Genomic DNA, 13,478 nt, shown 5'->3' with positions numbered 1-13,478 from the left:
ATCATGAGTAAAAAATATCGAATGAGTTCAGCACAGAAAAGAATGTTCGCCATTACCGAGATGCATGAAAACGATATTGTCTATAATGTCCCGATGCTTTGGAAAATTGAGGGGCAGATTGATGTGGAGCGTTTACAGCGCTCCTTCTCTCAGCTTTGTGCAAGGCACGAGCCTCTCAGAACCTATTTTGTGCATCAAAAAGATAAGTTTTTGCAAGTGGTTAAGGAAGAGGGCGATATCTATCTTGACTATGAAGAAGCATCCGAAGATCAGATACAACAGTTGTTCAAGGAGCATGTGAGACCGTTTAACCTCGGTGAAGCTCCTCTGATGCGAGCTAAAATAGTCCGGATTTCATCCAATGAGCATGTCCTAATGCTGGATATCCACCATATTATTTTTGATGATGGATCTAAACACGTCCTCCTTTCTGATCTTTGCCATTTCTATAACAATGAGGAAATACCTCCTCTGCGTATTCAATATAAGGATTACAGCGCGTGGTTAAATTCACGGGATATGCGTGAGCAGGAGCGCTACTGGACAGAAGAGTTTTCTGGAGAAGTCTCTACGCTTGATTTAAAAACAGATTATCCAAGACCGCAGCAGCAGCAATACGGAGGGCGAAGCATAGATCTTTTATTACCGCTGGAACTTAAAGAGCGGGTTAAACAGTTAAGTCATCATAGTGGTGCGACAGAATATATGATCTTACTGGCTTGTTTCATGGTACTGATGAATCGTTACACTCGTCAGAACGAGATTGTCGTCGGAAGCCCTATAGCTGGCCGTGTTCATGCAGAGACAGACGAGATGTTGGGAATGTTTGTGAACACATTAGCTATACGTGGGGAATTCCGGACCGGAATGACTTTTCAAACGTTGTTGAGTCAGATTCAGGAACGATGCTTGAAAGCATATGAAAATCAGGAATATCCATTTGACGAATTGGTAGAAAAAATTGGTGTAGAACGTGACCCCGCTCGTAATCCGTTGTTTGATGTCATGTTTGTCCTGCAAAAGAATGAACATGGAAGCTTTAAACTTGGCGATGCACTCTTAACATCTATGGATGTAGGTCTTACCGTAGCGAAGTTTGATCTCACCGTGAGTGTGGAAGAGGTAGAAGAGGGTTACAACGTGAACTGGGAATATTGTGATGCTTTGTTTGCTGCAGATACGCTTCAGCATATGGCACTGCAATTTAAAGAACTTGTAGGGGAGATCATGGCCCAGCCAGATCTTGTACTTAGCGAGCTTGGACTGATAACTTCGGTCGAACGAAAAAGGGTATTAGCCGAATTTAATAACACTGAACGGGAATGTAACCTTGAAAAGACAGCTATTATGCTGTTTGAGGAGCAGGTTGCGCGTGCTCCAGAGCATATTGCTGTGGAATTTCAAGGACGGGTATTAACTTATCGTGAGCTGAACGCAAGAGCTAATGCAGTTGGTGCTACTTTACTAGAAAAAGGGGTAGGTCCGGATCAAATCGTGGCTTTGATTGCAACACGTTCTCTGGATATGATTATTGGCATCTACGGTATTTTAAAAGCTGGAGCTGCTTATCTGCCAATCGATCCGGAGCAGCCGTTAGAGCGTATTCGCTATATTATTGAAGATAGTGGAACAAGCCACATCGTCTTTGAGGAGAACACTAAAAAAACTGCAGCTGCGCTGGAAGAACAACAGGGAATACAGATATTAAATGTGGCAGAGGTGCAGGAAGAGATTGAAGAAAATCCTCAACCTTTAGCTAAGCCAGAACATCTGGCCTACGTTATATATACTTCCGGTACGACGGGTCAGCCCAAGGGAGTATTGGTAGAAAATAGAAATTTGGTCAATTTGGTTTCATGGCAGCGTGCAACGGGCGAGCTTCATGAAGACAGCGTAATGCTGCAGAAATCCACTTACATTTTTGATGCAGCTGTATGGGAAAAATTTTCAATCCTCCTTGCTGGAGGAAAACTTGTCCTCGCAACTGAATCGGAAAATAGGGACCCGAAAGAGCTGCTGGAGTTGATAACCAAAACGCAGGTAACTCATGCTCTGATTGTTCCATCTTCATTCAGAATGATTCTGGAATATGCAGAGCTGCATCAGCTAGCTGAACAGTTGATGTCTTTGCAAAAAATTTATTTGGGTGCCGAACCTCTTACACCTGATTTGGTAAGCAAATATACGCAACTGACAGGTAGTGGAACGGACAGGCTGGTTAATTTATATGGGCCTACAGAGGCTACGGTTTGTGCGACTTATATGCAGCTTGAGGAAGACTATGGAGGCAACGTCCCTATTGGTCGGCCGCTGTGGAATACGCAGATTTATATATTGCAGGATGATTGGTTATGTGGATATGGAATACCTGGCGAGTTATGTATCGGTGGAGCAGGCGTGGCCAGAGGATATCTTAATCGAACAGATTTAACTAACGAAAAATTCGTCTCCAATCCTTATGTTCCGGGTGGTCGCATATATCGAACCGGAGATTTAGCTCGATGGAAGACAGATGGAACGATTGAATATCTCGGCAGAATTGGAGATCAGGTTAAAATCCGGGGGTACCGTGTAGAACCAGGTGAGATCGAGACTCATTTACGCAATATAGAATCCGTCCAGGATGCTGTTGTAGTCGTTAAAACGGATAACACTCGTAGTGACTATCTGTGTGCTTATGTCGTGGGCGAAGGCGAGCTAGACGGGGAGCGAATTCGAGAGAATCTACGCAGTATCCTGCCTTCATACATGGTGCCATCTTACGTAGTACAGCTGGAGGCTCTACCGCTGACAAGGAACGGCAAACTGGACAAAAAAGCTCTGCCGGAACCGGACCGGACTTCGACGCAGACGTATACTGCACCGCGGAACGCACTGGAGGAAGTCATCGCTACTGTATTCCGAGAAGTTCTGGGACTTGAACAGGTCGGCATTGATGATGACTTCTACACACTCGGCGGGGATTCCATTAAAGCCATCCGCATTCTGTCCAAGATGAGGGAACAGGGGTATGACCTCGGTGTGCGGACCATTATGCAAGGACGGACGATCCGCGGAATGAGTTCAGAAGTGACGGTCAGTGTCGCCAGTACAGTAGAGCAAGGAGAAGTAACCGGCCAGGTCAATCCTACGCCGATCCAATGTCAGTTCTGGTCCGAATCGTTGGGCGAACCACATCATTTCAATCAGTCCTTCCTGCTGGAGAGCGTGGATGCGATCCATGAGACGGCGTTGAGGCAAGCTCTGGATGCGATCACTGCTCATCATGACATGCTGCGTGCAGTTTACCGTGAGGGTGTGCAAACCATTCGCCCAATTGCATCAGGTGCGGCCTATGAAATGACTGTGCTGGATTATCGTTCGATTACGGATCAAGCAGAGGCGCGGACAGCGCTGCATCAGCAGGCAGACCAGATGCAGCGGAGTCTGGACCTGGCGAACGGTCCTCTCGTAAAAGTCGGAATGTTCCACACCAATGAGCGGGATTATGTGTTGCTCATTGTGCATCATCTGTTGATTGACGGGGTATCCTGGCGGATTTTGTTAGAAGATCTGCAGCAGGCTTACGCGTCGATCCTGGCTGGGCAGGCAGTGACCTTACCTCCGAAGACAGGATCGTATGCGGGATGGAGCAAAGCCTTGGAACGGTACCGGAAGAGCGCAGAGCTTCAGCAGGAACTCGGGTACTGGCAAACCGTAGAAGCTCAGATGGAAGAAAGCGGCGAGCACTGGAGCGGCCGAGGTAGCGGAGAAGGGATTGGACACCTGGAGGTCAGTCTGAATGTGAAGCAGACGGAAGCATTGTTATATCAGGCCAACCGGGCATACCATACCGAGATCAATGATTTGCTGGTAACAGCGCTGGCCCAGGCCATGTGGACGGTAACGGGACAAGGAACGGCTGCCCTACAGATGGAAGGTCACGGACGGGAACGAATTGGAGAAGAGTACGTGATGGACCGGACTGTGGGGTGGTTCACAAGTATCTATCCTGTGGCAGTAACAGGCATGGGTCAAGATCCGGGAGAAGACATTCAGCAGACCAAGGAGATCTTGCGCTGTGTGCCGAACCGTGGGATAGGCTATGGCATTCTCAAATGGCTGGGTGAAAGCGAGCTATCCGGAATTGAGCCTGAAGTTACCCTGAACTATCTGGGTGAATTCGGTCAGGAGACGAACCAAGGGACGTGGCGTCTGAGTGAAGAGGAGCGCGGGGAAGAGGTATCGGAAGCAAACCGGTTTGGAACGCCGATCTCGGTGAACGGAGCAGTGATGGACAAACGCTTACAGATGCGGATCAGCTATGAACGCGAAGCATGTGATGACCGTCAGATGCATGCTTTGGCCGAAGCGTTCATGGATAAGCTTATTGAGCTCATTGAGCATTGTGTTTCCAGAAGCGAAACGGAGCATACCCCTTCTGACTTCGGAGAACGTACCTGGACTCAGAAAGAATTGAATGGTGTAATGCTTAAGATCCAGCGTCAGGGATACGAGTTGGAACGGATTTATCCTCTTACCTCACTGCAGGAAGGTATGTTGTACCATAAAGTATCTGAACCATCCTCTACAAGTTATGTTGTTCAGGTCGTCTATCAGATGGAAGGAATAATCGACATTGAGGCATTGAAAGAAAGTCTTCAATTATTGACAATCAAGCACGATGTATTACGTACAAGTATCGTTCATACACAGGTCAGTATAGCTCGTCAGGTACTGCTGAATTACAAAAACGTGGAGTTCTCATATCTTGACCTCAGGAATGATCCAGAAAGCTCTCATGCTTGGGAAAAAGTAAAGAGAGAGGATGTTGAGCGGGGGTTCGATCTAGAAAATGACAGTTTGCTTCGCGCAGTACTAGTGGATTTTCAGGAAAAAGATACACGGCTTGTACTCACTTTCCACCACATTATTATGGATGGCTGGAGTATGTCTCTTCTTGTTAAAGACTTATTGTATTTTTATATGTCTATTCTTCACGGAACCTCAAAAGAGGAACTGCAACAAAACTTGTCTATGCCAACTTCATATGGAGATTATATCGTTCAACTGGAGATAAAAGACCAGGCTTCCTCCCTGAGCTACTGGAAAGAGCTTCTTCAGGATTATGAATCTTCCTCAGACATTGTTCCCGAGGGGAATCCGGATTCGACTGACAAAGAGGTAGAGCGCGTCGAGCTTGGATTAAGCAAGAGTGAAACCATTGAGGTTGAAAATCTTTGTTCTCATTTAGGGATAACTGTCAATACGATGGTGGAGGCAGCGTGGGGAATCGTACTTCAAAAGTACAATGATTCAAGTGAGGCTGTGTTTGGGAAAATCGTATCTGGCCGAAATATAAATCTGCCTCATGTTGAAGAGATTGTTGGCCTGTTTATTAATATGATCCCTGTACATGTCCAGGCGAAAGCCAAAACCACAATGCGTGAGCTGCTTCTGTCTTTGCAGCAGCAAGCATTGCAAAGCTCGGAGCATGATTATTGTTCGCTGGCGGATATCCAGAATTTGCATGAGCAGGGAAGCTATCTGATTCAGACGATGCTGGCATTCGAAAACTATTTTGTCCAGCCTGAGACAGCAGCGCAGGATGAAAGCTTTAAAATGATTGAAGCAAGGGAGCAAACGAATTATTCGTTGACATTGCTGGCCATGAATGCAGAAACGTTAGATTTCGCTCTGATGTATGATACCCATCGATACAGCAGGGAAGAAGTGTCTAGAATTCTGGGACGGCTGCGTAGTGCTTTGATCCAAATCGTTGTGAATCCTGAAGTGTCTATGGATCAAATTCGACTTACTGACAAGAATGAAATGGACGTGATCCTTAACCAATTTAATGCAACGGACACGGCTTATCCATCTGACCGAAGCGTGGTGGATCTGTTCCATTCTCAGGCTGCATTGACCCCTGATCAGCTAGCTGTCGTGTCAGGCGAAGAGCAGATGACGTACCGTGAACTGGAGCAGCGTTCCAGTCAGCTGGCAGAGCAGTTACGGCGAGCAGGTGTAGAGCGCGGAGATTACATTGGTATCATGGCAGAGCGGAATACGCATACGATCACGGGAATTTTGGCGATTTTGAAGGTCGGAGCAGCGTACATGCCGATTGATCCCAAATATCCGGATCAACGAATAGCCTACATGCTGAAGGACAGTAGGGCCAAAATAGTCCTTATCGGTGAACAGAAGCCAGAAGCACTGAAAACCAGTGAAGTTACGATCTTGTCCATGCTGGAATCCGAAGGAGCGCGGGAAGAAGTCGCCCCTCCGCCTGAGACCGTGGGACAAGCAGTGGAAGAGGGTACGGGTGTAGACTGGTCTGTTCATGCTGATGACATTGCCTATCTGATGTACACGTCAGGAACGACAGGTGAACCGAAAGGAGTTATGGTAGAGCACCGAAGCATTAACCGGCTGGTAAAAGAGACGAATTATGCTGATTTTACCAATGCCCGAATCCTTCAAACCGGTTCTTTATCGTTTGATGCCTCGACTTTTGAAATATGGGGAGCTCTGCTCAATGGGGGAACCCTGTTCCTGATCGAGGAGGATACGCTGACTGATCCCGCAGAATTGCGAGAGGTACTGACGCAAAACCGAATCAATCTGATGTTTATAACAACAGCGCTGTTCAACCAGCTTATTCGTCTGGATGCTGGTATATTCGATGGAGTAACACAGCTATTATTCGGAGGAGAGGCGACTTCAGAGGAACATGTAGATCTATTGCTGGCCAGAGATCACGGGGTACGATTAACCAATGTGTACGGACCGACTGAAAATACAACCTTCTCAACGTATTATCCGATCAATCGGAAAACGCGAGGAACCAAAACGCCGATCGGCAAACCGATATCGAACACATACGCATATATTATGAATGAGAGTGGACTCTGCGGTATCGGTATGCCAGGGGAACTGTACGTAGGCGGAGCCGGGGTAAGCCAGGGATACCTGAATCAGGCAGCACGGACAGCCACGAGTTTTATAGCCAATCCTTATCGTCCAGGAGAGCAGATGTACCGGACAGGAGATCTGGCCAGATGGAGATCGGATGGGAATATTGAGTATTTGGGCCGCATGGATCAGCAGGTGAAGCTGCGAGGATTCCGAATTGAACTTGGAGAGATCGAGAGCCGGTTACTGGAGCAAGCCGGTATAGCAGAAGCAACGGTACAGCTGAGAAAAGATGCAGATGATTATCTGTGTGCTTATGTAGTCGGCGAAGGCGAGCTAGACGGGGAGCGAATTCGGGAGAATCTGCGCAGCATCCTGCCTTCATACATGGTGCCATCTTACGTGGTACAGCTGGAGGCTCTACCGCTGACAAGGAACGGTAAACTGGACAGAAAAGCACTGCCAAAACCTGAATTAGAAGGCAGCGTTATGTATGAAGCCCCTTGTGATGAGATTGAGCAATGCATAGCAGATATTTTTAGTGAAATTTTAGGAGTATCTCCAGTTGGGGTGCAAGATCATTTCTTTGAGCGTGGAGGTCATTCATTACGTGCTGCTCGTCTGGTTAACAGACTGGAAACTCAGGCAGGTCTGCGTCTCTCTGTAAGAGATGTTTTTGCATATCCAACTGTACGCCTGCTGGCTAATCGGGCCAAAGAGATGAAGGGTTCCCGTTCATTTGTACCTATCCCTGCACAGAAAGTGCTTCCTTATTATGAGACGAGCTCTCCGCAGAAGAGATTATACGTCATTGATCGGATGCAGCCTGGAACGATTACCTACAACATGCCTGAATTCATCCAGTTGAAAGGCAAGTTAAATGTTGAGAAGCTGCAGCAAGCGCTGCAAGCATTGGTGGATAGGCATGAACCGTTACGTACAAGCTTTGAGATTCAAAATGGAGAGCCTGTTCAAATTGTAAAACACAAAGTTCATTTTGAACTTGAATATGAAAAGGGAACGTATGAACATATGGCATCTGCCATGAAAACATTTATCCGTCCCTTTGATCTGACTGTCGCACCTTTGATGCGTGCGAAAGTATGGCAAATAGATGAGGATGATGCGATTTTTATGATGGATTTTCATCATATGATCTATGATGGAGGTTCAGTTCCCGTTTTAATGAGAGATTTACAATATCTGTTTGAAGGGCGAACTCTTCCGGAGCTGAGAGTTCAATATAAAGACTATAGCTGCTGGCAGAATGAGCGGGATTTGTCTGAGCAGGAACAGTACTGGGCATCGGAGCTCTCTGGTGATATTCCTGTTCTCGAACTTTTCACAGATGAACCTCGTCCGAAGGAACAGAGTTTCGATGGAAGCAGTATTCCATTCCAATTAAGCAAGGAAACAAAAGAAGCAGTACGGAAGCTCTCCCATTCAACGGGAGCAACGGATTACATGATTCTTTTATCGGGTTTTATGCTTCTTTTGAGCCAATGCAGCGGACAAGAAGATATTATAATAGGAAGTCCGATTTCAGGCCGAGTTCATGCTGATACAGAGAATATGCTAGGCATGTTTGTTAACACACTAGCAATTAGAGGTGAACTGAGTGCTTCTCAAACGTTTAGTGAACTTGTACATCAGATCAAGGAGAAGTGCTTGAAAGCTTATGAGAACCAGGAATATCCGTTTGAACGTGTCGTGGACCAGTTCGCAGGACAGAGGGACTTATCCAGAAACCCTGTATTTGATGTCATGCTCACTTTGCAGAACAATGAGTTTTCTACACTAGCTTTGGGTGATTTAATCCTGAATCCGGTAGAATATCCGTATGAAATTGCCAAGTTCGATCTAACCGTCAGCATGCGCGAGACTGAGCAGGGGTATGATCTTCACTGGGAGTATTGCACAGCACTCTTCCACATGGACACGATTAAGCGGATGGCAGCACAGTTTGAAGAGCTTTTAAAGAATGCATTGAGTGATCCGAACCAGATGTTAGGTGCGATCAGTATAGTTCATCCGCATGAAAAACATTTGATCCTCAATCAATTTAATGCAACGGACACGGCCTATCCATCTGACCGAAGCGTGGTAGATCTGTTCTATTCTCAGGCTGCATTGACCCCTGATCAGCTAGCTGTCGTGTCAGGCGAAGAGCAGATGACGTACCGTGAACTGGAGCAGCGTTCCAATCAGCTGGCAGAACAGTTACGGCTTGCAGGTGTAGAGCGCAGAGAATACGTAGGCATTATGGCTGAGCGGAATACGAACACGATCACGGGGATTTTGGCGATTTTGAAGGTCGGAGCAGCGTACATGCCGATTGATCCCAAATATCCGGATCAACGAATAGCCTACATGCTGAAGGACAGTAGGGCCAAAATAGTCCTTATCGGTGAACAGAAGCCAGAAGCACTGAAAACCAGTGAAGTTACGATCTTGTCCATGCTGGAATCCGAAGGAGCGCGGGAAGAAGTCGCCCCTCCGCCTGAGACCGTGGGACAAGCAGTGGGAGAGGGTACGGGTGTAGACTGGTCTGTTCATGCTGATGACATTGCCTATCTGATGTACACGTCAGGAACGACAGGTGAACCGAAAGGAGTTATGGTAGAGCACCGAAGCATTAACCGGCTGGTAAAAGAGACGAATTATGCTGATTTTACCAATGCCCGAATCCTTCAAACCGGTTCTTTATCGTTTGATGCCTCGACTTTTGAAATATGGGGAGCTCTGCTCAATGGGGGAACCCTGTTCCTGATCGAGGAGGATACGCTGACTGATCCCGCAGAATTGCGAGAGGTACTGACGCAAAACCGAATCAATCTGATGTTTATAACAACAGCGCTGTTCAACCAGCTTATTCGTCTGGATGCTGGTATATTCGATGGAGTAACACAGCTATTATTCGGAGGAGAGGCGACTTCAGAGGAACATGTAGATCTATTGCTGGCCAGAGATCACGGGGTACGATTAACCAATGTGTACGGACCGACTGAAAATACAACCTTCTCAACGTATTATCCGATCAATCGGAAAACGCGAGGAACCAAAACGCCGATCGGCAAACCGATATCGAACACATACGCATATATTATGAATGAGAGTGGACTCTGCGGTATCGGTATGCCAGGGGAACTGTACGTAGGCGGAGCCGGGGTAAGCCAGGGATACCTGAATCAGGCAGCACGGACAGCCACGAGTTTTATAGCCAATCCTTATCGTCCAGAAGAGCAGATGTACCGGACGGGAGATCTGGCCAGATGGAGATCGGATGGGAATATTGAGTATTTGGGCCGCATGGATCAGCAGGTGAAGCTGCGAGGATTCCGAATTGAACTTGGAGAGATCGAGAGCCGGTTACTGGAGCAAGCCGGTATAGCAGAAGCAACGGTACAGCTGAGAAAAGATGCAGATGATTATCTGTGTGCTTATGTAGTCGGCGAAGGCGAGCTAGACGGGGAGCGAATTCGAGAGAATCTGCGCAGTATCCTGCCTTCATACATGGTGCCATCTTACGTGGTACAGCTGGAGGCTCTACCGCTGACAAGGAACGGTAAACTGGACAGAAAAGCACTGCCGGAACCGGACCGGACTTCGAAGCAGACGTACACTGCACCGCGGAACGCACTGGAAGAAGTCATTGCCACGGTATTCCGTGAGGTGCTGGGACTTGAACAGGTCGGCATTGATGATGACTTTTACACACTGGGCGGGGATTCGATTAAAGCCATCCGCATTCTGTCCAAGATGAGGGAACAGGGGTATGACCTCGGTGTGCGAACCATTATGCAAGGACGGACGATCCGCGGAATGAGTTCAGAAGTGACGGTCAGTGTCGCCAGTACAGTAGAGCAAGGAGAAGTAACCGGCCAGGTCAATCCTACGCCGATCCAATGTCAGTTCTGGTCCGAATCGTTGGGCGAACCACATCATTTCAATCAGTCCTTCCTGCTGGAGAGCGTGGATGCGATCCATGAGACGGCGTTGAGGCAAGCTCTGGATGCGATCACTGCTCATCATGACATGCTGCGTGCAGTTTACCGTGAGGGTGTGCAAACCATTCGCCCAATTGCATCAGGTGCGGCCTATGAAATGACTGTGCTGGATTATCGTTCGATTACGGATCAAGCAGAGGCGCGGACAGCGCTGCATCAGCAGGCAGACCAGATGCAGCGGAGTCTGGACCTGGCGAACGGTCCTCTCGTAAGCGTCGGATTGTTCCACACCAATGAGCGGGATTATGTATTGCTCATTGTGCACCATCTGTTGATTGACGGGGTGTCCTGGCGGATTCTGTTAGAAGATTTGCAGCAAGCTTACGCGTCTATCCTGGCTGGACAGGCAGTGACCTTACCTCCGAAGACAGGGTCATATGCGGGATGGAGCAAAGCCTTGGAACGGTACCGGAAGAGCGCAGAGCTTCAGCAGGAACTCGGGTACTGGCAAACCGTAGAAGCTCAGATGGAAGAAAGTGGCAAGCGCTGGAGCGGCCGAGGTAGCGGAGAAGGGATTGGACACCTGGAGGTCAGTCTGAATGTGAAGCAGACGGAAGCATTGTTATATCAGGCCAACCGGGCATACCATACCGAGATTAATGATTTGCTGGTAACAGCGCTGGCCCAGGCCATGTGGACGGTAACGGGACAAGGAACGGCTGCCCTACAGATGGAAGGTCACGGACGGGAACGAATTGGAGAAGAGTACGTGATGGACCGGACTGTGGGATGGTTCACAAGTATCTATCCTGTGGCAATAACAGGCATGGGTCAAGATCTTGGAGAAGACATTCAGCAGACCAAGGAGATCTTGCGCTGTGTGCCGAACCGTGGGATTGGCTATGGCATTCTCAAATGGCTGGGTGAAAGCGAGCTATCCGGAATTGAGCCTGAAGTTACCCTGAACTATCTGGGTGAATTCGGTCAGGAGACGAACCAAGGGACGTGGCGTCTGAGTCAAGGGGAGCGCGGGGAAGAGGTATCGGAAGCAAACCGGTTTGGAACGCCGATCTCGGTGAACGGAGCAGTGATGGACAAACGCCTGCAGATGCGGATCAGCTATGAACGCGAAGCATGTGATGACCGTCAGATGCATGCTTTGGCCGCAGCATTCATGCATAAGTTGAAGAACATCGTGAGTCACTGTATTGAAGTGAGCACTTCCCAACAAACAAGCTCCCATGCGATGGTGAAAGGGAAGTATGGTGCAGAACTGCTTGATCCGCATAAGTTTCATCATAATACAGATTATCCGGTTCTGAATAGTTATGCTCCTTCTGTGTTACAGCAATTGTTCATTCGTACAGCAGACACAGTGGTCGTGGAAAAAATTGAATTGCAGGGTTCACGGACCCAGAAAGAAATTATTCAAGCGTGTCATCAAATCATAAGAATGCAGTCTGCACTGCGAAGTTCTTACCGGATGGATTCGCTAGTAGGAACGATAAGTGAACATGAGTGGGATCACGCTTGGCATATGCCTTATATCGATTTACGATATGCAAGTCCAGATGAGCGGAATGCGGTCTCTCAGCAGATCAGCAAACTGAGTCCTATAGAATTCAACGAGGGATCTTCACAGTTGCTTGTTAAGCTGGTCATTGTCCGAAATGCCGAGCGGCAGCATACAATTCATATTATTGCCCATCACAGTGTCTGGGATAAGACGAGCACAGTCATCTTTAAGGAAATGTTTGACGAAGGGAGCATGATGAATACTCCTCGTGAAACATTGCTCTCTTATAGTCAATATATAGCGGATAAACACAAGCAAAACGATCTATTCAAAGGAAGCGGACTGACTTTACCGGGGAATATGGAAAAATGGATTCCTGTTCTTCATGAATATATGGATCATAACGTATCGAATGAAATCAGCCAGTCGGTTGCTTCGGTGATTCCTCTTGGACCTAATTTGCTGAAGGTATATAAGGAAAAACCTTGGGATTTACTACTGCATGCCGTTCAAATTATAGCTAAAGAAAACGGTCTGATCCCACCATCTTCAAAGAGGATTCCTGTTTTTATACTTCAAGAGGACCGTGCTTATACACCAGGCAGCTACAGTCATGTTATGGGCGAGTTTCTGGACATGCTTCCTATTGTGGTGCAGGAAGCAGGAGAAACAGGATTTCAATCTATACAGGAACAAGTAGAACATATCCAAAAAGTAAAACGGGAGCAAAGTATTCATTATCTGGAACTTGTTCATGAGATTGAAAAACAATTGATGTATTGGCTACCCTCTTTGCTGTCAGTGAATTTCCAAGCTACATTTGATCTTTCTTATGAGGACTTTAAAAATATGATGACTCTTGACCATTACCGTACGACAAATGAGATTTTTGTTAATCGGTTTGCGGATTCACTGGTCATTTATTATCCTCTCTATTCCAAACGCCAGGATAATCTGGATGCTGTTCTTCAGAAGGAATTCGAATTGTTGGAACAATCCCTTTCCAGCGTGACAACATCGATGTAGCAGGGATGGCAATATGGTTGGAGACGTATTGAATCGTTTGCGATGAACGTCAGCATAGCTTGCCACGCGAAGCGGTTGTGGTCTGAAATTTA

Annotated in this window: 1 protein-coding gene; it reads left to right on the top strand. The window is 47.3% G+C overall.

The window, feature by feature from the left end; translation table 11 throughout:
* The first annotated feature begins 3 nt into the window (after window positions 1-3).
* Window positions 4-13,386 carry an amino acid adenylation domain-containing protein gene (locus AC1S8V_RS23095; RefSeq protein ID WP_482070938.1) on the top strand — a complete coding sequence of 4,461 codons (13,383 nt, stop codon included), beginning with the start codon at window positions 4-6 and terminating at the stop codon, window positions 13,384-13,386.
* Window positions 13,387-13,478 lie beyond the last annotated feature (92 nt).

The sequence above is a fragment of the Paenibacillus sp. B46(2026) genome (genome assembly GCF_056786355.1).
This window is presented reverse-complemented; position numbering and strand designations above follow the sequence as displayed.